General features: G+C 65.1%; 23 protein-coding genes. 2 read left to right on the top strand and 21 right to left on the bottom strand.

The annotated features are described in order from the left end of the window. Positions 1-56 precede the first annotated feature (56 nt). The 11 genes from SPYCA_RS19735 to SPYCA_RS16460 form a co-directional block, all read right to left on the bottom strand. The gene (locus tag SPYCA_RS19735) at positions 57-179 is read right to left on the bottom strand and encodes a hypothetical protein (protein ID WP_269462429.1); all 123 of its coding nucleotides are present in this window, start codon (positions 177-179) and stop codon (positions 57-59) included. A gap of 72 nt (positions 180-251) precedes the next feature. Continuing rightward, positions 252-458: a hypothetical protein gene (locus tag SPYCA_RS19135; RefSeq protein WP_146625173.1), complete on the bottom strand. Its 207-nt coding sequence runs from the start codon at positions 456-458 to the stop codon at positions 252-254. Further along, complete coding sequence (locus tag SPYCA_RS16495) at positions 455-1,093, bottom strand: GntR family transcriptional regulator (RefSeq protein WP_172595115.1); 639 nt, start codon at positions 1,091-1,093, stop codon at positions 455-457. Before SPYCA_RS16495 ends, SPYCA_RS19135 begins: the two co-directional genes overlap by 4 nt. Next, positions 1,090-2,001: a phytanoyl-CoA dioxygenase family protein gene (locus SPYCA_RS16490; RefSeq protein WP_443029490.1), complete on the bottom strand. Its 912-nt coding sequence runs from the start codon at positions 1,999-2,001 to the stop codon at positions 1,090-1,092. Before SPYCA_RS16490 ends, SPYCA_RS16495 begins: the two co-directional genes overlap by 4 nt. 13 nt (positions 2,002-2,014) lie before the next feature. After that, positions 2,015-2,632 (bottom strand): acyl-homoserine-lactone synthase, encoded by a 618-nt coding sequence (locus tag SPYCA_RS16485; RefSeq protein ID WP_120221855.1) that lies wholly within the window; start codon positions 2,630-2,632, stop codon positions 2,015-2,017. Positions 2,633-2,722: 90 nt separating this feature from the next. Next, positions 2,723-3,466 carry a helix-turn-helix transcriptional regulator gene (locus tag SPYCA_RS16480; RefSeq protein WP_120221854.1) on the bottom strand — a complete coding sequence of 248 codons (744 nt, stop codon included), beginning with the start codon at positions 3,464-3,466 and terminating at the stop codon, positions 2,723-2,725. 243 nt (positions 3,467-3,709) lie between these two features. Then, positions 3,710-4,642: a DUF2493 domain-containing protein gene (locus tag SPYCA_RS16475; protein ID WP_120222403.1), complete on the bottom strand. Its 933-nt coding sequence runs from the start codon at positions 4,640-4,642 to the stop codon at positions 3,710-3,712. A gap of 316 nt (positions 4,643-4,958) precedes the next feature. Continuing rightward, positions 4,959-5,681, bottom strand: coding sequence for a DUF7146 domain-containing protein (locus SPYCA_RS16470; RefSeq protein WP_331852510.1), 723 nt, complete (start codon positions 5,679-5,681; stop codon positions 4,959-4,961). A gap of 14 nt (positions 5,682-5,695) precedes the next feature. Next, positions 5,696-5,917: a hypothetical protein gene (locus SPYCA_RS19765; RefSeq protein ID WP_331852509.1), complete on the bottom strand. Its 222-nt coding sequence runs from the start codon at positions 5,915-5,917 to the stop codon at positions 5,696-5,698. A gap of 265 nt (positions 5,918-6,182) precedes the next feature. Continuing rightward, positions 6,183-8,300, bottom strand: coding sequence for a ParB/RepB/Spo0J family partition protein (locus SPYCA_RS16465; protein ID WP_120221852.1), 2,118 nt, complete (start codon positions 8,298-8,300; stop codon positions 6,183-6,185). A gap of 121 nt (positions 8,301-8,421) precedes the next feature. Next, entirely contained in the window at positions 8,422-9,615 is a 1,194-nt protein-coding gene (locus SPYCA_RS16460) for a DUF932 domain-containing protein (RefSeq protein ID WP_120221851.1), read from the bottom strand. Between the two features lie 167 nt (positions 9,616-9,782). Between SPYCA_RS16460 and SPYCA_RS16455 the strand changes: the two genes are divergently transcribed. Then, on the top strand, positions 9,783-10,472 hold the full coding sequence (locus SPYCA_RS16455) for a helix-turn-helix transcriptional regulator (RefSeq protein WP_146625172.1): 690 nt from the start codon (positions 9,783-9,785) through the stop codon (positions 10,470-10,472). 46 nt (positions 10,473-10,518) lie between these two features. Continuing rightward, entirely contained in the window at positions 10,519-11,178 is a 660-nt protein-coding gene (locus SPYCA_RS16450) for a class I SAM-dependent methyltransferase (RefSeq protein WP_120221849.1), read from the top strand. Between the two features lie 26 nt (positions 11,179-11,204). Here the strand turns inward: SPYCA_RS16450 and SPYCA_RS16445 are convergent, their stop codons facing one another. From SPYCA_RS16445 to SPYCA_RS16400, 10 genes are all read right to left on the bottom strand, one after another. Continuing rightward, positions 11,205-11,621, bottom strand: a complete 417-nt coding sequence (locus SPYCA_RS16445; protein WP_120221848.1) for a hypothetical protein — start codon at positions 11,619-11,621, stop codon at positions 11,205-11,207. 66 nt (positions 11,622-11,687) lie between these two features. Continuing rightward, a complete protein-coding gene (locus SPYCA_RS16440; RefSeq protein ID WP_120221847.1) occupies positions 11,688-11,993 on the bottom strand; it encodes a hypothetical protein in 306 nt (101 codons plus the stop codon). Between the two features lie 188 nt (positions 11,994-12,181). Then, a complete protein-coding gene (locus SPYCA_RS16435) occupies positions 12,182-12,826 on the bottom strand; it encodes a DsbA family protein (protein ID WP_120221846.1) in 645 nt (214 codons plus the stop codon). Beyond that, positions 12,823-13,257 (bottom strand): disulfide bond formation protein B, encoded by a 435-nt coding sequence (locus SPYCA_RS16430; RefSeq protein ID WP_120221845.1) that lies wholly within the window; start codon positions 13,255-13,257, stop codon positions 12,823-12,825. Before SPYCA_RS16430 ends, SPYCA_RS16435 begins: the two co-directional genes overlap by 4 nt. Then, positions 13,254-13,739 (bottom strand): SRPBCC family protein, encoded by a 486-nt coding sequence (locus SPYCA_RS16425; RefSeq protein WP_120221844.1) that lies wholly within the window; start codon positions 13,737-13,739, stop codon positions 13,254-13,256. Before SPYCA_RS16425 ends, SPYCA_RS16430 begins: the two co-directional genes overlap by 4 nt. Positions 13,740-13,752: 13 nt before the next feature. Beyond that, positions 13,753-16,932, bottom strand: coding sequence for an efflux RND transporter permease subunit (locus SPYCA_RS16420; RefSeq protein ID WP_120221843.1), 3,180 nt, complete (start codon positions 16,930-16,932; stop codon positions 13,753-13,755). 44 nt (positions 16,933-16,976) lie between these two features. Beyond that, positions 16,977-19,517: a heavy metal translocating P-type ATPase gene (locus SPYCA_RS16415; protein ID WP_120221842.1), complete on the bottom strand. Its 2,541-nt coding sequence runs from the start codon at positions 19,515-19,517 to the stop codon at positions 16,977-16,979. Between the two features lie 190 nt (positions 19,518-19,707). Further along, complete coding sequence (locus SPYCA_RS16410; protein WP_120221841.1) at positions 19,708-20,178, bottom strand: SRPBCC family protein; 471 nt, start codon at positions 20,176-20,178, stop codon at positions 19,708-19,710. Positions 20,179-20,259: 81 nt separating this feature from the next. After that, complete coding sequence (locus SPYCA_RS16405) at positions 20,260-20,604, bottom strand: DUF190 domain-containing protein (RefSeq protein ID WP_120221840.1); 345 nt, start codon at positions 20,602-20,604, stop codon at positions 20,260-20,262. Positions 20,605-20,616: 12 nt separating this feature from the next. Then, a complete protein-coding gene (locus SPYCA_RS16400; protein ID WP_120221839.1) occupies positions 20,617-23,859 on the bottom strand; it encodes an efflux RND transporter permease subunit in 3,243 nt (1,080 codons plus the stop codon). Positions 23,860-23,862 lie beyond the last annotated feature (3 nt).

The following is a 23,862-nucleotide window of genomic DNA, read 5'->3' as shown; positions in this document are numbered from 1 at the left end:
AGAAACCTCAGCCGACTTGGGGAGCCGCACCGGAAGCGCGGCTCCCGGCGGACGGGTCAGTCCTGCTGCAGACCGGCCCAATGTTCGCGGCCGCCCATTTCAATGGGAAGGCCGATATCGCCAGCGGTATCGGCGGTGACGGTGCCGAGCTCGACGAGATCGTCGGTATTGCGTTCCATTTGTCGTTCCTTTCCGTCGCGAACGAGAAGCGCAGACCGGGAGCCGGCAGAGCCGGCCCCCGGGGCTTGCGGTCAGTCCTGGCGGAGACCGGTCACCTCGAACTTGCCGCCCTGCTCGATGCCGAGCGGCACGTCGCCGGCCGTGTCCGTCGAGACGCTGCCGAGTTCGATCAGTTCATTGGTTGCGCGTTCCATGATCGCTACCTCCATGAAGCCGCGGAATTGCGGCACCATCGAAGCTAAGGGCGCCGCGCCGTATAGGAATTTTATACGACTCATATTCTCCGAATATTTTCCAGCGGCTCGGAGCGCTGCCGGATCTCTGCAGCGACGCGGCCCGCATAATGGGCGCGGCGACGATGGAAGCGTGTGATTTTGCTGCGCAAAGCACTCCACCGGCCGAAGCGGTAATCGTCCGCCATGGCGGTGAGCGCATGGGCAGCAGTCCCGTCGACACGCGCCTCCAAAGTGCGAATTGTCGTGCTTCGCTCGACAATATTGACGATCGCAGCGCGAAGTTCGCCATTGGAACTACCGATCGCGATGGTCCGAAAGAGGCTTTCGATCGCTTCCGGATACGAGTCGTGAGTCGCGAGATCGATCAGTCCGCCCGGCAAATCGGGTCGCGGCGACCTCCCCTTGAGTGCCATCGCGAGTAGCGCGCCGGCCCAGCCATAGAGGTCAACAAGATCGGCCTCGTTCAAGAGAGGTTGCCGAAACCCCTCCTGGTGCCAGCTCTCGATAATGCGCTCGCCAGAGAGCCGATAGAGCGCATCACGGACCGGAGTGGCGCTCGAGGCAAGCAATTTCGCGAGGTGCACAGGTTCGAGCCGGGTCCCGGGGGGATAGGCACCCGCGAGGACGCGCGCCTTAAGGTCGAGGTACACACGCTCCATTGTTGCACCCGGGCTCATGCCGCGAGTGTCCCGTCTCCGCCCGCCGACCGTTGGTCGCCGATATAGTCGGCAAGAAGCGCCTCCTGGTCCGGCCGAAGCGCATCCACCGCAGCGATTGGATCGGGAGGATAGCCACGGAACAGGATCGAGGGGCATTGACCCTCGAAATTGCCGAGATTCGGGCGGTGCTGGACATAGCCGGTGAGGGCCGCCAGCTCGGGCGGAAAGTCCTTCGCAATGTCGGGCGGATAGGCGAGCCACTGATTTTCATAGGGCTTTAGCCAGCCAAGGCAGTAGCTGATGATGATCCCGCGCCGTACGGCGGGGCTGTTATTGCCGCCGGCACCATGCAGGGTCGACCCCAGGAAGACGATCGCGTCGCCCGGCGCGGCCTCGGCGATGATCGGTTTCTCCGCCGGCTCCTCGACAAGTGCTTCGAGCCCGTGACTCCGCGGCCATATGATCGTGGCGCCATTGTCCGCGGTAAAGGGTGTCAGCGGCCACATCACATTGACGAGATATTCGACCTCGCCGAGCGTGCCCTGCCACATGTCCTGATCGCGGTGCGGGAATTGCGGTAGTGCGCCCGGATGAAGCTCGATCGCCTGCGCAAGATTGAGCTGAATGCGGTCGCACCAGTCGCCGAGCGCCGCCTCGGCCAGCGCGAGGATGGCCGGGTTCATCGCCAGCTCGCCGACGTGCGGCGAACGGATGAGCAGCCGTCCGAACCGCTTGGTGCGTTCGCCATAGAAACCGCCCTCGCAAAAGGGCGTCGCAGCGTAGCGAGGGTCGAGGTCGCGATCGATCGTAGCGATCAGGTCGGCGGGCACGGCCGACCGAAGGACCGCATACCCCTCGTCCTTCAAGGTCTGAACAGCAGAGGAAGAGGTCTCGCCGACGGTTGCCGGTAACGGATTGGTCATCATGATCCGGCTCCCTTCACGCGGCATCGGCGGCGACCGGCTCGGTCGCACGATCCGAGACGATGCCCGTAGCTTCGAGCTTTGCCGGGGTGTCAGCGTCGATCTCGATCCGCAGCGAGGTCAGCAGTCGGCCCTCGTGAAGGGCAGGCTTGCCAAGGGCACGGCAGTCCCATCCGAAGGTCATGATCTGAGCGAACCAGTCGGCCTCGGCGACGCCGGTGTAGGAGCGGATGCCGTTGGCCCGAGCGAATTCGACAAGACCGACGAGGAGCGTGTCGCGCGCGATCCGGCGCTGGCGGGCCCCTATTCCTGGCGAAAGGCAGAAGCGGGTGATTTCGAAAATGTCGGGACCCGATGGCGGAATGCCGTCGACCAGGTTCGGAAACAAGCCGTCGAGCAGAGCGGGGCGCGTGGTGGGAAGAAGCCGTGCCGAGGCCAGATGGCGTCCCCTCGTATCGCCAACGATTAGATAGGTGGCGTGGGGATCGTCGAAATGGTCGATCTCGAACCGGTCGGCGAGTACCGGCAGGTCCCATTTCAGGAGATCGACGAAAACGCGCTTGCGCGCTTCGAACATCGCGCGAAGCAACTGATGCTCATGCGCTCGGTTGGAATGGTCGATAACAGACAGCATGGATATGTCTCCTTGAAAAAGAGACCATCCAATTGAACCGCTTTTTGGAGCCGCACCATAGCATGATCGGGGGGTGCCCGATAAAAAAGTTCAGCGCTTGGCGATATCCTCGTAGCTGAGGTCGCCGGCATAGAGCGCGCGCACGGTCAGCGTGATACCGCCATTCGCATCATAGCGCTGCCGCGCGTTACGGAGATGCTCGCGTACTGTGTCGGGACTGAGATCCAGGATACGTCCGACCTTTGGAGCGCTGTTGCCCCTGGCCGACAAGATGAGGCATTCGCGCTGACGGTCGGTCAGTCGCGGCCCGACCTGCGCGAGTTCGGGATTGGCGAGGAGGCGCGCGGCTTCGAAGGCCGGCCCACCGATCATTCTTGCAAAGAGCAGCGCCATATCATTGGCGGCGATCCCCGGCGTCCAGGCGAAGGACACCGAGCCATGCGCCTCGCCCGGAATGTGCGCCGGTATGGTAAGCCCGTCTCCTATTCCGTGCCGCTGCGCCTCGCTGAGAACCAGTTCGTCCTCGGGGCGTTCGCCCGAGAGTGGCTTCATGTTGCGCCAGAAGAAGCCTTCGAGGCTGCGGTGGCTGGCACGATGCACCGGATCGGTGAGCCCGAGACCGCGCTCGTCAAACCAGCGCGCCCAGTCCTCGGGATAGTTGTGGACACGAACGCCCCTGTCGGGCGCGGCGAGGAAATCGACGTGGTGGCTCAGCGCGAACCAGGAACAGCCCATGCGCGCACAGGCTTCCGCCAGCAGATCGGTCAGACCCGCTGCATCCTTCACCCGCGTGACGTCGAGCGCAAAAGCATGCGCAGCGTCCATCGTCGGCATTGCGACCCATGGCAGCGGACGGCAGTCGTCGCCAAGTCGGCTGACCGTCCCTGCTCCTCGTCATGGCCTGCGAGCGATGCCCTCTCAATGGGCCGTCCCGCTGGCGACGGGTGATCGCCGCTGGTCATAGCGATCTACAATCATGTAAATTTGCGGATGTTACGAATATATTTCAATTATATTCGGGAGATAGAACCAGATTGGGGCCATTTTGCCGAAAGCGTCCGAAAGCCCCGGCTGCCATCATCGAGCCCGTTTGCGAAAATCCCAGACGGGAAGGCCGATCTTCGCAGCCTTGTCGGCGAGATTGTCCTGAATGCCGGTGCCGGGAAAGATGATGACCCCGACCGGCAGCGCTTCGAGCATCCGGTCATTGCGTTTGAAGGGCGCGGACTTGCCGTGCCGGCTCCAGTCGGGCCGGAAGGCCACCTGCGTCACCTTGCGGGCTTCGGCCCAGCAGGCGGCGATGCGTTCGGCCCCCGTCGGCGTCGCCCCATGGAGCAGAATCATATCGGGATGGCGGTCGCGTGCGCGGTCGAGAGCATCCCAGATCGCCCTATGATCGTCGACATCGGCGCCGCCGGTGAACAGGATACGCGTGCCCTCGGGAAGAAGTGCGGCCGCTTTCTGGCGCAATCGCGCATCAAGAAAGTCGCGGCTGTCGATCATCGACGCGGTCATCGAGCGGTGCTGCGCGCGAGATCCGGTGCGCGGCGTCCAGGCCTTGCGGCAGTGGGTCCGAAATTGTTCGGCGGCGCCTTCGCGGAAGAATTCCATCGCATCGCGCCGTTCGATCAGGCTGATCCCCTGTTGCACGAGGCGTTCGAGCTCGACCGACCGGATTTCGCTCCCGTCCTGTTCGCGCTGGGCCCGGCGCTGCGCCTGTTCATTGTCGTCGAGGCTGCGTTCGACCCGCTCCCCCGCGCGGTGGAAGAGGTTGACGACGTTCCAGAGGAGCTGTTCGAGATCGGGCTCGATCCGCGTATCGTCGAGACAGCCGACAAGGGCATCGAAGATGTCGGCGACAGCGCCGGCCGCCAGGCGGGCATCGGGCAGCGGGCGCGGGTCGGGTTCGTCTTCGAAGGGGCGATGTCCGAAGAGCTGCATCTCCTGAAGGAGGAGATGGGTGGCGCCGGCTTCGGCAGCGTCGTCGGCGGGTTCGGTGGGGCTCAACATGATCGTCTCCAGTCGGGTTTTGCCGCGCTCGCGCGGCCTTCGCGGCGACCACTCGCGGCGCGCCGTACCGAACTGCACCGCGGCCCCGGCCGCGGCCGAAGCCGAAGGCGGAGGATGGCGGGCGAAGGCTATTTTGTTTCGCGATGCAAAGGGGCGTCGCGCGCCCCGGCGGAAAATAGTCGCCCGCCCGCCATTGCGGGCCCGGTGCGGTTCGCCGCAGTCGCCCTCTTGCGAAGGCCGGAGTGCGGCCACCCGGTGGTGCTGCATCAGCGCCGGTCCATCCCTCGGCCGCCTTCCATCCGGCGATGCCGAGGCGTCAGAGCAGGAGTGAAAGATCCGCAGTCCGGAGCTGGGATCGAAGCGAGCCGATCATTCGCTGCCGGCCGAGTGTCATGAGATCGGCGTTGAAATCGCCTCGATCGGCTTCGAGCGCGATGACCTCGATGCCCACCGGCCGAGCTCGGTCGCAAAGCGTCCCAAAGGCGGCCGCACCCGCCGGGTCGTCGTCACGCGCGACATACAGGCGCTGCAGTCCGCGCGGAAAGGTCAACGCTCCCAGATGGGCTGACGAAAGGGCGGCGATCATCGGCAGGGCTGGTGTGATCTGACGCAAAGACAGGATGGTTTCGATGCCTTCGCCCGCCGCCATGACCGCAGCCGACGTGCCGAACCGAACGCCATGACCGAGCAATTGGCCCATGGCGCGCCGCGGATAGGCAACCGGCGCCTTGTCGCAGGCGGCCGAGTCGAGCCAGGTGCGATGAACTCCGGTGACATTGCCCGCCTCGTCAGTGACCGCCGCGATCAGGGCGGGCCATGCTCGGCGGACATCGGGGGCGTCGTCCTCGGATGGATGATAGAAGCAATGGGGATGGAAGCGAAGCCATTCGGCATCGCGAAGGTCGCCGATCGCGCGGGCAGACAGATAGGCGCGGGCAAGGGTGCCGCTGAGCGGCTTCGATCCGGCCCATAGCCTGCGGGCGGCCTCGGGGGTGCCACGCGGTGCTTTACGCGGAGCCGGATTTCGGTCGCCCGGCATGACCGCAGGCAGGCTCAGAAAACGACGCGCCTCGTCGAGCGTGTCGCGGAAGGATGCATGGCCGCAGCTCGCGGCGATGACATCGAGAAGATCGCCATGATCGCCGCGGGCGGCATCGGTCCATTTGCCAGCGGACCGAAGACCGTCGGCGGTGCCAGAAAGGCGAACGTAAAGGCTGCGACCCGGCGAATTATGGACGTCACCGACCAGCCAATAATGTCCCTCGCGGCGTCCATGGGAGAGATATCGGCGGCAAACCGCCTCGGCATCGTCGGCAAGGCGTCGCGCGACCTCCGCTGCAGGACTCGACATGGGGGCCTCCTTCACAAGACAGGCTGCACGCGATCCCGCCCGGAGGAGCGGGTCAGGAAGGCACGCGGCGGTCTGGCAGCCCCTGCCGGACACCTCCGATATTCGCGCGGAGCGTCCTGATTTCAAGGGCCAGCGAAAAAATGGGGAGCCCGGCACAGCGCCGAACTCCCCGAATGATGGTCGGTGACGTTATTCGGCGGCGATCGCGTCGATGTCGTCGTCGCCCAGCTCGTCATGGCCCGCTTCGATTGCAAGGCCATCGTCATTGGCCGCCGCCAGCTCCCCATCACCGTCCGGCTCGTCGATGACCGGCGTGCGCAGCGGATGTGCGAGCCAGCCGGTGCCCTTGAGCAGGTCCTCGGCTGCGCTGGCCATCTCGGGCTTCTTCAGTCCCGCAATCCGCGCGGCCGCTTCGGCCCCGCAAGCCTCTTCGACGGCATCGAGGATGCCCGGCTTGGTCACCCGGCCGAGGTAATTGGCCGTGGTAGCAACCCAGCCCGCCTGGACCATGTCGAGGCCCGACGCCCGCGCGAGGATGTGCGAATGGTCAATCCGGCTCGCCACCGCGCGGGCCGACACCCGACCCTCATTATAGCGGGTCGCCGGCTCCCACACCGCATTGACGCCGAAGGAGACGCAATGCGCGAACAGTGCCGCCTGGTCATCAGCGTCGAGACCTGCAAGCACGTCCCACAGATCGGCGGTCGCATCGGGCAGCCGTTCGGACCAGCTTTCGTGCCGTTCGCGAATGGCCCGCGCGGACGGCGTGTCGTTGAGCCCCGCATCATAGCCGACCATCGAATGATTGCGCAGCGCGATGCCGACGCAGCTCGCCGAGGAGGCATAGGTGTAGAAGCATTCGAGCACGATGGCGTGGAGCATCGCCGCGAAGGCCACCAACGGGCTTGCGGCCAGTGCGTTGCGCAGCGCAAGGGTGCGGTGCGCGGTGAGGTCGGTCACGAGCTTGTCGGGAAGGGGGCGGACAAGATCGTCCGGATCTTCCGCCTCGCCGGTGCCAACTTCCTCCGCGGCCGTCTCGCCGGTCCCCGCCTCGTCGACGTCATCAAAGGTCGCGTCGCCGGACGCACCCTCGCTCTCCGCGGCCCCTTCCTCGGCGGGCTCTTGCGGTTCGTCCTCGGGGCGAACGAAGCCGCGTTCGATATGTAGCGACCCGTCGACATCGATGCTGACGAAGGTGCCGGCAATCGCCACGTCCTCCGGGTCGTAGATCAGCGGCTTCGAGACAAGCGGCGCGATCTCTTCATCGATCGCATCGATCCGGGCACTGATTTCATCGGGGATGTCCTCGGCGCCCGCCCATTCGTCTTCGAGCCGGTCGGCTTCCTCGCGCAGCGCTTCGATCCGCGCCTCATCGTCGGCGGTCGTCTCGGCCGCCACGCCATCGAGCGGGCGGTGGCCGAAGGTGTGGCCATAGGGGAAGTCGACCGCGGTCTCGATCCACTTCCAGCCTTCCGCCGCGATACGCGCCACCTCGGCTTCGAACTTCTCGGCCTGCAGCCGGTCGAGCAGCGCGACGTCCTCGAGCCAGCCGCCGTCATCGCTTTCGAAGAGATCGCGAAGAATATGTCCGCCTGCCTCGCGATAGGCGTCGAGGGTGACGAACAGGACGCGCTTGTCCGATGCACGAACCTTGTCCTCGGTCAGCCGCGCACGGATATACCAGGACTGCTGGGTGTGGCTCGAGGCGAGCATATCCCAGACCTGTTCCTGCCGCGCGTGATCGCTCGACACCGAAAATGCCATCAACTGTTCGAGCGTCATGCCGTCATCGGCGTAGATGTCGTGGAGCTTGGGCGAAACCTCGGCGAGCTTGAGGCGTTGCTTCACGACCGCGGGCGTGACCATGAAGGTCGCCGCGATCGTTTCGACGTCGGTGCCCTGTTCGACGAGCTTCTGCATCGACCGGAACTGGTCGAGCGGATGCAGCGGCTCGCGGTGGACATTCTCGGCGAGCGAATCTTCCTCGGCCGACACGGCCTCGTCCTCGCGGACGATGCAAGGGACGGGCTCGGTCTTCGCGAGACGCCGCTGCTTCACCAGCATCTGGAGCGCGCGGAAGCGGCGGCCACCTGCCGGGACTTCGAAAACCCCGGTTTCCTGACCGTCCTCATCGCGCTGCGCGCGCACGGTCAGGCTCTGGAGGAGGCCGCGCCGCGCGATGTCCGCCGCGAGACTGTCGATCGACACGCCGGCCTTCACACGCCGCACATTGGCCTGGCTCAGCACGAGCGCGCAGAAGGGAATTTCCCGCGCACCGCTGAGGGTGATTTTTGCCTGTTTCGTCATGATGCTTCTCCATGACAGGCCGCCGCGAGACTCTCTCCCGGCTCTCAGCCCGTCATGGCTCCGGCGCAGCCCTCTCCCTCTGAAGGGAAAGGACCGCGCCGGCGGCGAACGCGAGACTTGCTCAGTGCACCGAGGCCAGAAGCCTGGCACCCTTGGCTTCGAGCTCGAGCCGTCCGTCCTGATGCGGACGCTCGCGGGCCAGCGCGGTGATCCCCTGCACGAAGTCGAAGATCGATGCGGGCGGGTGCCCCTCTTCCTGCAGCACGCTGCGGATGATCCGCTCGCTCTCACCCTTCGAGAAGCCGCGTTTGCGCAGGAAGGTCTGCCGATCGTCATCATCGCGCGCGACGATCGCCGTGCGAGCCGCCTTGATCCCGTTGATGAAGGTTCCCGGCGACGATGAGGCGAAGCGTTCGAGCGCGGGCGCCGCTTCCTGCGCGAAGCGTCCTGCCGCGAACTTGCTGTGCCGGATGCTGATTTCCTCGAAGCCCTCCGCGCCCCAGATATTCCGGTTCATGCACACGGCGCGCAGATAGAAGGTCGCCATGCCGAGCGCTTTCGAGCCGACCTCGCTGTTCCAGCAATAGAAGCCGCGGAAGAAAAGATCGGGATCACCGTTGGGCAGGCGGCCGGCCTCGATCGGATTGGCGTCGTCGACAAGGAAGAGGAAGACGTCGCGATCGCTGGCGTAGAGCGTCGTCGTATCCTTCGTGACCTCGATGAAGGGATTGTGGCGCATCATCGACCAGTCGAGGAGACCCGGCACCTTCCACCGCGTGTCGCCGGTGCCATTGCCCGCGATCTTCATGACTGCGGCGACAAGCTCATGATCCCAGATGCGGCCATAATCGGGGCCGGTCACGGCACGCAGCTCGGTGCGCCCGTCGCCGGTCTCGAGCGTCTTCACCAATTCCCCGCGATGCGCGAGCAGACCGTGCTGCATGTTGATGCCCGCCAACGCGGCGGGAAGCTGGCGCAGATAAGCCGACGGCGCGCCGACGAGACTGCACATTTGCCCGAAAGACCAGTGCGTGGGCGCGACCGGCGCTTCGCGATCGGGAAGGAGCAGGCTCAGTCGCTCGGGCTCGTCGGGCGCGGCGATGACGCGAATGGCGCGGGTTTCGACAGTCCGCGCAGTCGCGGTCTCGGCCCGGACGCGCACCGCATCATAAAGGTCGGAGAGCGAAAGATAGCGTTCGTCGTCGAGCCGGGAGAACCACTCGGACGAGACGCGGCCGATGCGCTGGCCGCGCGAGATATCGACCTTGTAGCCCGGGGACGAATCGCGGGCGAGGGTGCTGGGTAGAAGTGTCATGGCGTGTCTCCGCGACGGGTCCGGAAGACTCTCTCCCGGTTTCAACCCGTCACCTGGGCCCTCTCTCCTCTCCCTCTGCGGCCGCCGAAGGGGGCCGCGCGTCGCGGCGGAACAGCCCGCCACGGACGCAGGTGTCGGCCGAGCCCGCTTGCTGCTATCGCCACCCGATGCGCGACACGTCCGACTGGAAGGGGCAGCTTCGCCTCGAAAGCTATTATGCGCGCTGGTCGGGATCGGTCGGCGATGCTCTTTTGCATCGCCATTTCGCTGCTCAGGCGATCTTCTCAGGGGAGCCCATCGCCGCGGTCGATGCTGAGGGCAGGCGGATCGAGGGCCAATGCCTGTTGATCGAACCCGACGCTGCCCACCGGTTGCTGCCTTCGCGCGACGCCGATCTCTGGTTTATCGAACCGACCGTCGCCTTCGGCCCTCCCGACGAGCTGAGAGCCAGGCTGAAAGGGGCGGAGCCGATCGTCGTGGGAAGACACGATCAATCGACCTTCTGGGAGCGGTGGCTCAAGAAGGGAGCGAAGGGAGCGATCGATCCGCGCATTGCCGGCGCCATGGCATCGATTGACCAACGCATGAAGGAAGGGCCGGTGCAGCTCGCCGATGCGGCGCAGGTGAGCGGGCTTTCCCTCGGTCGCTTCCGGCATCTCTTCGCATCCGAGGTCGGAATGCCATTCCAGCGCTATGTTCTTTGGCGCCGCCTGATCATCGCCTTCGACTCGCTTCAGGGTCAGAGCAATGTGACCGCCGCTGCACATGCGGCGGGCTTCGCTGACAGCGCCCATTTCGCGCGCACGATCAAGGCAATGTTCGGAATTCGCGCGAGCGATCTGCTCTTCGCGCCATAGCCCCTGCGTTCAAGCGCGTGGGCCGCCGCGCCGCTAGATGACCCGGATGACCGACAAGAACAGAGACTTCGTCCCGGCGCTCGGAAAAAGCGGATCGCTCGACCGTTATGATGCCGCCATCGCGCTCATGACGCGGGAGAAACGCTGGCGCAGCGACCTCGTCCGCCTCGTCGCTCCGCAAGCCGGCGAGCGGGTTGTCGATATCGGGTGCGGAACGGGAACGCTTGCCATCGCGCTGAAAGAGGCGGCGCCTGCGAGCGATATGCTCGCGGTCGACCCCGACCCGGCGGTGCTGGAGATCGCGCGCGCCAAAGCGGATGCAGCAGGCGCTGATATCCGATGGTTCGAGGCGATGGGCGACGAACTCGATGCCATCGACGCGCTCCAGCGATGCGACAAGATCGTCTCGAGCCTCGTACTCCACCAGTGCCCAATGGACGTCAAGCAAGCGATCGCCGCGCAGATGTTCAGGCTCCTGAAGCCCGGCGGCACTCTCTTCATCGCCGACTATGGCGAGCAGCGCTCACTCCTGATGCGCATGCTGTTTCGCCAGATTCAGCTGCTCGACGGGTTCAAATATACCGAGCCCAATGCCAAGGGCTGCGTCCCGGAAATCCTCACAGACGCGGGCTTCGAGGCGGTCGAAGAGGTAAAGATCATTCCCACGCCGACCGGCTCGATTTCGATCTACCGCGCGCGGCGATAGCGCTCAGCCGGGTGCCGCGCCCGTCGTCAGCCGTTCGCCGGTGAAGGGCTCAACGCCTGCCTCCAGGCGAGATAGAGCGCCCAGACCATCACGATCGCCACGATCATGAGAGTGGCCGCGACGATCGGGAGGACGAACGACGCCTCGCCGTTGACCGGCGCTGCGCCGCGCTCCAGCGCCTCCAGCCTGCCAAAGGCGCTCCGCCACCCGAAGCCGAGATTGTAGGTCCAGGCGGCGGCCAGCAGGCCGGCCGCACTATGCGGCCTGATGCGGAGCGACGTCACGGCCCCGAATATCATCAGGGCAACGCTGATATAGTCGACGAGCAACGCCTGAAGCGGTTGCCCCCAGACCATATGATACCAGGTTTCGAGGGTGAAATGGACCGTCGTCGCGAAAAGCGAAAACCAGGCAAGCCATGTCTCGGATCGGTGCCGCATCATCTATCCCCCCATAGAAGCGGCCCTTCCTAGACGAGCGCGACTCTGGCGCCAACAGTCCCCGCCCGCTCACCCGCGCCGGTGGCGACCGCGATGGTGGTGGTGCATTCGCCGCTTCTGATAGCGCCGCTCGTAGCGGTCGCGGCGTTCGTAGCGACGGTCGTATCCCCGATAATAGGGGTCGTAACCGCGATAGCCCCGGTCATTGCCATAATGGGGGCGGTCGTGCCGGTTGGAACGATAGTCGCGGTCGTGGCCCCGCGGCGCATCATGGCTGCGGCTATATCCGCCGCGATCGCCATGGTGCTGGGCAAGTGCCGTTCCGGGGAGCGCGAAGGCGAGCATCGCGGCCGCGACCGTCATCAGTTTTCGCATGTCAGTCTCTCCTTTTCGTGGCGTCCAAAGTCCCCTTCATCGTTGAATGCGCTGTGAATACTGGCTGTTTCACCCCCGATTCGACGGTGACCCGGCGTCTCTACGCGACAGGCCGATGGCGGGAGAGAGCGTCGCGACGGACGCTAGGCACCCGTCCCGCGTGGACGAAGCGGGACGGGTGCGGGCCCTTATTTGCCCTTTGCCGCTACCGCGGCCTGGACTCGGGCCTCAACCTGTTCGGGGCTCGGCTGGACGAGCATCTCGCCATTGACGAAGAAGGTCGGGGTGCCCTTGACGCCGACCGCACGCGCGTCGGCAATGTCCTGCTCCATCCACTTCATGGCATCGGCGGTCGGCATCGCGCGCGCCTTCGCGACATTGAGGCCGGCCTTCTCGGCCGCGGCCCAAGCGCCCTCCATCTTGCCGTCGTGCCAGTCGGGCTGCGCCTCAAGCAGCGCCGCCGTCACCGGCTCGAGCTTGCCTTGGACGCGCGCGGCTTCGAGGATCACGATCGCCTCGGCCGAGCCGGGGTGCAGCGGCAGGTAGCGCATCACGAGACGCACATCCTTGGGATATTTGGCGACGATGCCCTTCACCGTCGGATAAAAGGCGCGGCAGGCCTCGCACGACGGGTCGAAGAATTCGACGATGGTGACGGGCGCATTCTTGGGGCCGATGATCGGCGAGTGCGGACGAATGAGGCTGTCGACGGGCCCTGCCACGACCTTTTTCGTGGGTTCGCCCTCGGCGGTTCCGCTGTAGAGCATCGCGCCGCCGGTGAAGGCGAGGGCCGAGAAGACAAGCGTGGCAACGACACCGATACGTCTGTTCATGATTTCAGTCTCCTTTGGAAAGTCAGCAAGAGGGTGAGGATCGAAGCGAAGGCGGCGAGCGACAGCAGGGGCAGCGGCACCCCTCCGATCGCCATGCTCTCGCCCGAGCAGGACGGGCCGCCGGTGCAGGGGACGATCGGGGCCGGAATGACGCCGACGTAGAGCAGGCTATGATAGAGGGCGACGAGGCCGCCTCCCGCTGCCAGCGCCAGCCCGTAAGGCACAACGGCGCGGTCCGACTTGAACGCTGCGATGCCGAGAATGATCGCAAGCGGAAATATGAAGGCGCGCTGAAACCAGCAGAGGTCGCACGGCGCCTGGCCCATGACCTCGCCGACGAAGAGGACGGCTAGGCTCGACAGGAGGGCAATGGCCCAAGCCGCGCCAAGCGGACGCCATTTGTGCGGCGCGAGCAGCGGAAAGCTCGTCATCGCCGGCCACCTTTGAACTTGGACCTGGGCCGTCGCGGCGGCGGTTGCGGCTTGCTGTATTTGGACTTGAGGTAGCTGAGCAGGATGCCGTCGATCGACGCGATCATTCGCTGAAAGCTGGTCTTGATGCCGGGAAGCCGGAGCCAGGCAAAGGGCCCGCGGCAACGATAGCGGTGAACGAATTTCGTCCCGCTTGCCGTCGGGGTCAGGATGTAACTCTCCTCGAACTGGAGGATGAAGCTCGGCTTGACGTCGAGTATCAACTCCTCGCCGGGGCGCGCGGAGAGCACCGCCGCCGAGACTTCGAGAAACTTGGGTTTGTGCGGATCCATACGCATCGAATAGCGGATCGCGATCGGGTCCTCGGCAAGCCGCTCGATCCGGACATAGGGGTTCCAGATCCGGTGGTTCTCGAAATCGCCGAGGACCGCCCATATCTGTTCCGGACTATAGGGGAGGTCATGCTCCCGCTCGAACTCCATCAACTTCACTCCTCTATCGATCGGCCGCCGGGCTTTGCCCCGCCCCGATGTCGGTGACGCCAGCAGGCGATGGGTCGGCGTGCGCGCCGCCCGTTGTGAACCAGCGGCGCAGGCGCGGGGCCATCCGGCGTTCGAAGCCCGCCGCCAGGCTGAAGGACGCTGGCACGATCAGCAGCGTCAGCATCGTCGACAGGATGAGTCCGCCGATCACGGTGACCGCCATCGGCGCGCGCCATGCGCCGTCGCCGGTGAGCGAGAGCGCGGTCGGTATCATGCCGGCGACCATCGCCACGGTGGTCATCAGGATCGGTTGCGCGCGCTTGTGACCGGCATCGACGATCGCCTCGTCGCGCGGCACGCCGGATGCCATCTCCTCGATCGCGAAGTCAACGAGCAGGATACTGTTCTTGCCGACGATCCCGAGCAGCATCAGCACCCCGATGAAGACGGGGAGCGACAGCGGATAGCCGGTCAAGAGCAGCGCGATCGCGCCGCCGAGCGGAGCGAGCAGCAGCGAACCCATGTTGACGAAGGGCGGGATGATCTTGCGATAGAGCAGGATCAGGACGGCGAGCACGAGGAAGATGCCCGACACCACCGCGATCGCGAAGTTGCGCAGCATCTCGGCCTGCCATTTGGCGCTGCCGAGCACGAGCCGCGTGACGCCGGCAGGAAGCTGCTTGAGCGCCGGCAGGGCCTCGATCTCTTCCAACGCCTGACCCGTCACGAGGCCCGGGGCGAGGTCGGCCCCGATGGTAAGCTGGCGCACCTGATTGGTGCGATTGATCTGGGTCGGGCCAGCGCCGAAGCCGATTTCGGCGACGACCGACAGCGGCACGGTTCCGCCGTTCCGGGTCGGAACCGGCATATTGCGGAGCGTATCGAGCCGCTCGCGCGCGGTTTCCGCGAGCGCGACGCGGACCGGGATTTGGCGGTCTGACAGCGAGAATTTGGCGCTGTTCTGATCGATCTCGCCAAGTGTCGCGACGCGGATCGACTGACTCAGGGCCTGTGTCGTCACCCCGAGCTGCGCGGCGAGCGCGAAGCGAGGGCGTATGACGATCTCGGGGCGCTGAAGATTGCCCTCGACTCGCGGCGAGCGGATTTCCTTCACGCGTGCCATTTCGGCAAGCAGCCGGTTGCCGACATCGTCGAGCTTCTTCGGGTCGTCGCTGCCGAGCGTGATCGAGATGTCGCGGCTGCTGCCGCCGCCGCCGCCATGCTGTGACTGGAAGTTGATGCGGGCATCGGGAACCTGCGCGAGCCGCGGCGCGCGGTCCTTTTCGAACTCGGTCGAGGTGAGCTCGCGATCCTTGCGCAATTTCAGATAGACCGTCGCCGTGCCGACATCGATCCGCGACAGGGCGGATTCGACGAGCGGGTCGCGCTTCATGAGATCGGTCACCTCGTCGGCCACCGCCTCGGTCTGTTCGAGCGTTGCACCCGGGGCGAGCTGGATGGCGACGCGGCTCGTGTCGGAATCGATTGACGGCTGGAAGGTCATCGGGAGCAGCGAGAAGCTGAAAATGGTCGCGAAGAGCGCCAGCACACCGATGCCGACCACCCAGACGCGATGGTCCTTGATGTAACCGAGCCATTTACAGCGCCCGCCGCGCGCACGCGCGGCAGCGGCCCCGCTGGTATCGAGGCTCCAGCGCAAGATGCGCATATAGGTGTCGATCAGCGGGCCCTCGCCATGCTTTTGCGGACCCTGCGCGGAGAGAAAATAGGCGGCGAGCATGGGTGTGATCATGCGCGCGACCGCGAGGCTCATCAGCACCGCGGCCACGACCGTCAGTCCGAAATTCTTGAAATATTGCCCGGCGACGCCCGGCATTAGCCCGACCGGCAGGAACACCGCGACAATCGTCATGGTTGTCGCGAGCACCGCGAGGCCGATCTCGTCGGCGGCATCGATCGAGGCCTGATAGGCCGATTTGCCCATCCGCATGTGGCGCACGATATTCTCGATCTCGACGATCGCATCGTCGACCAGCACGCCGGCAACGAGGCTGAGCGCGAGCAAGGTCATCATGTTGAGCGAGAAGCCCATCAGGTCCATGAACAGAAAGGTCGGGACCGCCGACAGCGGGATGGCGAGCGCGGATATCAGCGTCGCCCGCCAGTCGCGCAAGAAAAGGAAGACGACGACGACTGCGAGGATCGCGCCCTCGACCATCGCATTGATCGCCGAATGATATTGACCCTTGGTATATTCGATATCGCTGAACAGCTCGGTGAATTTGACCTTGGGATTCTCCTTCTCGAGCTTGCGCAGTTCCTCGACCGCCGCGTCGTAAACGGTGACATCGGAGGCGCCCTTCGCGCGCTCGAACCCGAAGGTCAGCACCTGCCGCCCGTCCTGCTTCGAGACCGAGCGCTGCTCGGCGTAGAGATCCTTGACCTCTGCGATATCGGCAAGGCGCACGGTCCGGTTCGTCCCGACCGAGATCAGCGTCTCGCCGAGGGCGTTGGCGCTGCTGGCGTTGCCGAGGATGCGGACCGCCTGCTCGGACCCCGCGACCTCCATCCGGCCGCCGGCCGCATTGACGTTGAGCTGGACGAGCTGGGTGTTCACCGCTGCGGCGGTGAGACCATAGGCGCGCATCCGCTCGGGGTTGAGGATGACCCGGATTTCGCGGCTCACGCCGCCCCGTCGATAGGCGTCGCCCATGCCGGGGACCGCGATCAGCCGCTTCGCGACGACATTATCAACATACCAGCTCAATTCCTCAAGCGTCATGTCGGTGGCCGAGGCCGACCAATAGGCAAGCGTGTTGCCCGAGGTCGAGAGGCGGATAACCTGCGGTTCGAGGATGCCGTTCGGCAGGTTGCTGCGGATCTGGGTGATCTTGTCCCGGATATCGGTCACCGCCCGGTCGATCGGAGTGCCGATAGCGAACTGGACGAAGGTCTGCGACTGGCCTTCGGTAACCGTCGAATTGAGCTCGTCGATCCCCTCGATCGTCCGCACCGCCGCCTCGACGCGCTGCGTGACCTGCGTTTCGAGTTCGGTCGGCGCGGCTCCCGGCTGGGCGATGATGACGATGGCGCCCGGAAAATCGATGTCGGGATCGCTCTGGACCCCCATCATCAGGAAGGAGACGATGCCCGCCACCGTCAGACCGAAGAACATGACGAGCGGCGGGATCGGGTTCCGGATGGACCAGGCCGAGATATTCTTGAAGTTCATCCTCTCTCACCCTTCCGGTTCGATCCCGCCGCGACTGTGCGCCCTCAGCCCATGCTGCGATCGCGATAGGCGAGCAGGCGAAGCGCGTTGGCGACGACGACGAGGGTCGAGCCTTCGTGCGCCGCGACCGCCGCACCGATTCCGAGCCCGAAGATCGTCGCCGGCACGAGGACCACGACGACGCCGAGGCTGACCACCAGATTCTGGCGGATGATGCGGCGCGTCTGGCGGCTGAGCCCGATCGCGAACGGCAGATGAGCGAGGTCATCGGCCATCAGCGCGACGTCGGCGGTTTCGAGGGCGACATCGGACCCCGCGGCGCCCATCGCGATCCCGACGGTGGCGCTCGCCATCGCCGGTGCGTCATTGACACCGTCACCGACCATTGCGACCGGCTGCTGCGCCTTGAGGTCGCGAATGGCGTCGACCTTCTGATCGGGCATCAGGTCGCCCCAGGCCTCGTCGATCCCGACTTCGGCGGCAATCGATTCCGCGACCTTCTGGTGATCGCCCGAAATCATGATCATCCGGCCGATGCCGAGTTCGCGCAGTTTGGCGATCGCTTCGCGCGCCGCTTCGCGCGGCGTGTCCATCAGACCGATCGCGCCAAGGTCGCGGTCGCCCATTCGAACGACCATCGTCGTGCGGCCCTGCTCGCGGAGGCCGGCGATCGCAGCCGCCATTTCGCCGCCGATCGGCGCGATGCCGTCGGCACCAAACATTTCGGCCTTGCCGATCAGGACGGTCTCGCCCTCGACCTTCGCCGTGACGCCGCGACCCGTCAGGCTGTTGAGGTCGTCCGCTACCGGTACGCGCGTCGACGTCAGCATGGCCTCACCATCGCGCGCGATGGCGGCGGCAAGTGGATGATCGCTCAGCCGCTCGACCGCCACGGCGATGCGCAGCAGTTCCTCCTTCGGCACGCCGCTGGCCGGCAAGACATCGGTGATGCGCGGCTTTCCTTCGGTGAGCGTTCCCGTCTTGTCGAACGCCAGCGCAGTCAGCGAGCCGAGATTTTCGAGCGGGCCACCGCCTTTGACCAGCACGCCGCCGCGCGCCGCACGCGCAACGCCCGACAGGACGGCGCTCGGCGTCGCGATCGCGAGCGCGCAGGGGCTTGCCGCGACGAGGACCGCCATGGCGCGATAGAAGCTGTCGCGGAATGGTTCGTCGACAACGACCCAAGCAAAGAGCAGGACGAACACGAGCGCGAGAACGCTCGGTACGAAGATGCGCTCGAATTTGTCGGTGAAGCGCTGGGTCGGCGACTTCTGCGTTTCGGCCTCGCTCACCATCTTTACGACCTTGGCGAGCGTCGTATCGGCCGCAAGACGGGTTACCGCGATCTCGATCGCGCCATAGCCGTTGATGGTGCCTGCGAAGACGCGAAACTTCGCGTCGAGTGCATCGGGCTTTGCCGCGGCCTGCGCGCGATCGGTCACCGGTTCCTTGTCGACGGGGACGCTCTCGCCAGTCACCGGGGCCTGATCGATCGCCGTGCGGCCAACGACGACGAAGCCGTCGGCGGCAAGACGCTCGTTGGGCTTGACGATGACGGTGTCGCCAATCGCCAGTTGCTCGACGGGGACTTCGCGCGCCGTCCCGTCGGCATCCTTCACCGTCGCGGCCTGCGGCGCCAGCTCCGCAAGCGCCTCGATCGCGCGCTTGGCGCGGCCCATGGCATAGTGTTCGAGCGCATGGCCGAGGCTGAAGAGGAAGAGGAGCAGCGCGCCTTCGGCCCACGCACCGAGCGCGGCAGCGCCGGCCGCGGCGACGAGCATCAGCGTGTCGATCTCGAAGCGCTTGAGCTTCAGATTCTCGATGGCCTCGCGGACCGTAAACCAGGCGCCGAAGCCATAAGCGGCAATATAGAATGCGAGCGGCACCCACTCCGGTGCCGCGGCGAGCTTCTCGATGGCAAAGCCGATGCCGAGGACGAGACCGCACAGCAGCGCGAAGATCAGCTCGGTCCGCTCGCCGAAAATGCCGCCATGATCATGGCCATGGTCGTGGCTGTCCTCGCCCGTATGGCCATGTTTGTGATCAGGCCCATGCGCATGATCCGGTCCATGGTCATGGCCATCATCGCCATGTTGATGGGGGGCCTGTGCCGGGGCAACCGCGGCCACGGTAGCCGATTTCTGTGTGACGCCCATATCCGAGAGTGTCTTTCTGATCGTTTCGATGGAGGTCTCCGAGCGCTGGAACTCGGCGCGCAGCGTGCCGGCGGCGCCGACTTCGGCCTCGATCACGCCCGGCATTTCGCGAAGCTTCAGTCCGATGGTCCGCGCGCGACGGGCGTGGCCGACGCCTTCGAGGTCGTCCCAGAAGAGATGTTGATATTGGCCAGTGAGCTCGGCACCGGCGCTGCGCGCGAGTTGCCGCACACGTTCGAGCGGGAGAATATCCGGACGGTAGTGGATGCAGAGCTGCGGCGGCGAACCGTCGCTCGAGCGGACCACATGGACCTTGTCGACGCCTTCGCGTCCTTCGAGTTCGCCCATCAGGCGCGCGACGCAGCGGTCGGCGGTGTCGGCGACTTCAGGGAGGAGAAGCGGAATATCGAGCCGCAACTGGTCACTCATGATGCCATCCTTTTCTCTTGGCGATCGGCACTGCGATCCGGACTTACACGAAACGCCCGGCAGGATGAGGTGCGGGAGCCATTGCGGGATGCGACCCGGCTCCCGCACCTCCCTGACAGCCGGAGATCCCTGCCCGTGGTGAGGGGGGCGATTGAGAGGGGCCTCCGACGGCCAGGTTTCGAATTCATTATCATGCGCGACGTCCGCTCGGCCGCGCGTAGCGGGACTGGACCGTCGTGCGGCGGAAATGCTTTTCCAGCGCAGCGTTCGAGCGGCGCAGGAACACCGAGCAGGCGCGGCGCAGGAAGGGATAGCCGAGCCACGAGAAGAAACCGCGGCAATCGAGCCGGTGCGTCACCTCGACACCCTGCCCGAGCTTTTCGAGCCGGTAGCTTTCCTCGATGACGAGGAGGCCGCGCATACCCGTCCGCCAGGAGAAGCCAGAGAGCCAGTCGAGCCGCGTGATCCGGCCCTCGGCAGACAGTTCCGGCCCGCGCGGTCCGCGCGGCGAGTAGACATAGTCGACGCGTTCTTCATCTCCCGGGCGATCGGTGAAGCGAAGCGTCGGATGCCAGTCGCCGTAGCGCTCGATATCGACGAGCAGACGCCAGACGCGCCCGATCGGGACCGGCAAGCGGAGCGAGGTGCCTACCGAGAACATCGGAGACCTCCTCGCTCGCGCGAGCTGGTCCGCGACGCAGGCCGGGGACCTGCGCCGCGGTGTAGACCGGCAAGATGCCGGTCAGCTCTGAACATCGGGGGGCTCCGCGGCGGATTTCCCGCCGAGGATGTCGACCGCTTCGAGCGTGATGAGCCCGATGTCCGGTATTTCGGTCAGCTGCGCCGCGAAGTCGCGGAGCCGCTGCCCCTCGTCGATGATCTCGATCACGACCGCCCGGTCATTCTCCAGCGCATGCTTGCGGTGGAGATGCGCCGAGCGACCGAAACCGAGAACCGCTTCGAGCACCGTAACGCCTGCCAGCTTTTGCTGGCGAGCGAGTTCGGAGATGAATTCGAAGACCCGCTGATCACCGAAGAAGGCGGATTCATCGGTGTAGATGCGCAAGAGCTTGGATGCTTTTGTCATGACAGTCTCTCCCTATTCCGCGACCGGCTGCACTGCCGGCTCCGCTCTCCGCTTCAGGAACTTCGGCTGCCAGTCCGCCCCGAGAACGACCTTCGCGATCGCGGGGAGCACGAGCAGCGTCAGGATCGTCGCCGCGATGAGGCCGCCTATGACGGTGGTCGCGAGCGGCTTCTGCACTTCGGCGCCGGTTCCGGTCGCGATCGCCATCGGCACGAAGCCGATCGCGGGCACGAAGCCGGTCATGATCACCGCACGCATCTTCTCGGTCATGCCCTCGCGGATTGCCTCCGTGAGCGGGACATCATTCTCAAGCCGCTCGCGGATCGCCGTCATGACGACGAGACCGTTGAGCACCGCGACGCCGGCAAGGCAGATGAAGCCCACCGCCGCAGACACCGAAAAGTTGATCCCGGTAAGCGCGAGGGTGAACACCCCGCCCGCGAGGCCCAGCGGCACCGCGAGGAACACGGCGGTCGCGCGTCCGAAGGTGCCGAGCGCCATGTAGAGCAGGATGAAAATGCCCGCGAAGCAGAGCGGCACCACGATGGAGAGCCGCTTCGACGCAGCCTGCAGGCTTTCGAACTGCCCGCCCCATTCGAGATAATAGCCCGCCGGGAGCTTCACATTGGCAATCTTCGCCTGCGCTTCCGCCACGAAGGACCCCGCATCGCGGCCTTCGAGGTTCACCTGCACGACGACGCGCCGCTTGCCATTCTCGCGGCTGATCTGGTTGAGCCCTTCGGTCAGCCGGATCTGCGCCACTTGCGCGAGCGGTATCTGCCCGCGATTGTCGCCTTCCGAAGGAAGGAGGACAGGAAGCGCGCGAATATCGTCGAGATTCACGCGCGTTGCGTCTGGAACGCGCACGGTGATGTCGAAGCGCCGGTCGCCCTCATAGAGCAGGCCCGATTCGCGCCCGCCGAGCGCTGCCGACACGGTGTCGGCGACTTCCTGGACCGACAGGCCGTACCTCGCAATCGCGTTGCGATCGAGCTTCACGTCGAGCATCGGAGCCCCGCCGACTTGGTCGGCCTTGACGCTGCCCGCTCCCGGAATGCCCTGAAGCACCTTCACCATCTCGTTCGCGGCGAGCGACATCTTGTCGAGGTCGTCGCCATAGAGCTTGATCGCGACGTCACCGCGGACACCCGCAATCAGTTCGTTGAAGCGAAGCTCGATCGGCTGGCTGACCTCGTAGAGCTGGCCGAGCTGGCCGCCAGCGGCCTTCTCGATGCGCTCGACCACGTCGGCCTTGGAATCGACCCCGACGGGCCATTGGTCTTGCGGTTTCAGAATGATGAAACCGTCCGAGATGTTCGGCGGCATCGGATCAGTCGCGACCTCGGCTGTACCGGTCTTCGAGAACATCAGCTCGACCTCGGGCAATTTCGAGATGGCTGTCTCGACGTTGCGCTGCATCGCAAGCGACTGTTCGAGGCTGACCGACGGCACGCGCGTCGAGGCGAGCGCCATATTCTTCTCATCGAGCTGCGGAATGAATTCCGAGCCAAGCAGGCCGAACGCCGGGATGGCGAAGAGGAAGAAAGCAAAGCCGCCCGCGATGAAAGGCCAGGGCTTGGCAATCGCCTTATCGAGCAGCGGCAGATAGCGCTCCTTCGATTTGCGGATTGCCCAGACTTCCTTCTCGGCAACCTTGCCGCGGATCATCAGCGCGACAAGCGCCGGAACCAGCGTGATAGCGAGAATGAAGGCGGCAACGAGCGCGAGCATGATGGTAATGGCCATCGGCGAGAAGGTCTTGCCCTCGACGCCCGTGAACATCAGCAGCGGCGCGAAGGCGAGCAGGATGATCGCTTGCCCGAAGACGGTCGGTTTGATCATCTCCTGGCTGGCGCGCATCGTCTCCTCGAGACGTTCGCGAAGATTGAGCAATCTCCCTTCATGTTCCTGCCGGTGCGCCAGTCTGGCGAGGCAGTTTTCGATGATGATCACCGCCCCGTCGACGATCAGACCAAAGTCGAGCGCGCCGAGGCTCATCAGGTTACCGGGGACCCGGAACGCGTTCATGCCCATCGCCATCATCAGGAAGGAGAAGGGAATGACGAGCACCGCGATAATCGCGGCGCGCCAGTTGCCGAGCAGGAAGAAGAGCGCGGCCGCCACGAGCAGCGCGCCTTCGGTGAGGTTCTTTTCAACCGTGCCGACGGTCGCGTTCACGAGCTTGGCGCGGTCGAGCACCACTTTCACCTCGACACCCGGCGGCAGCGTCTTCGACACCTGCGCGATCTTCGCCGAGACGTCCTCCGCAACCGTGCGGCTGTTCTGACCGATCAGCATGAGCACGGTCCCGATGACGGCCTCCTTGCCGTTCATGCTGCCCGCACCGGTTCTAAGATCGCCGCCAATCTTCACATTGGCAAGCTGCCCGACGGTGACGGGGACGCCGCCGCGCGTCGCGACGACCGCGTTGCGGATCTCGTCGACCGAGCGGACGCGTGCATCGACGCGCACGAGATAGGCCTCGCCTGCCCGGTTGTAGTAGTTGGCACCGACCGCGAGATTGGCGCGTTCGAGGGCTTCGCCGAGTTCGCCGTACGAAATGCCGTAGCTGGTGAGACGGGTCGGATCGGGCTCGACCACGAAGGTCTTGGCATAGCCGCCGATCGAGTCGACGCCGGCGACGCCGCCGACCGACTTGAGCTGTGGGCTGACGATCCAGTCCTGCACCGTGCGAAGATAGCCCGATTTGGCGATCTCGTCGGTGAGGATATCGCCCTCGGGGGTCAGATAGCTGCCGTCCGGCTGCCAGCCGGGTTGGCCCGCTACCTTCTTGGCACCCTTTCCGTCGGCATTCTTATAGCCGACGGTGTACATGACGACTTCGCCAAGACCGGTCGTCACGGGACCGATCTGCGGCTGCGCTCCATCGGGGAGATTTTCGCCCGCCTGCAGCAGCCGCTCGCCCACCTGCTGGCGTGCGAAATACAGATCGGTTTCATCGGTGAAGATTGCCGTCACCTGGCTGAATCCGTTGCGCGAGATCGAGCGTGTCGTCTCGAGCCCCGGAATGCCAGCCAGCGAGATTTCGATCGGGTAGGTTACGAGCTTCTCGATTTCGACCGGCGAAAGACGCGGATCGATCGTGTTGATTTGCACCTGCTTGTTGGTGATGTCGGGAACCGCGTCGATCGGCAGCTTGGTGAGCTGCCATACGCCGAGCCCGGCTATCACGAGGAAGAGAAAGAGTACCGCCCAGCGCGCGCGGACGGATAGCGCCATCAGTTTCGCGATCACGGT

The sequence above is a fragment of the Sphingopyxis sp. FD7 genome (genome assembly GCF_003609835.1).
Lineage (GTDB): Bacteria > Pseudomonadota > Alphaproteobacteria > Sphingomonadales > Sphingomonadaceae > Sphingopyxis.
This window is presented reverse-complemented; position numbering and strand designations above follow the sequence as displayed.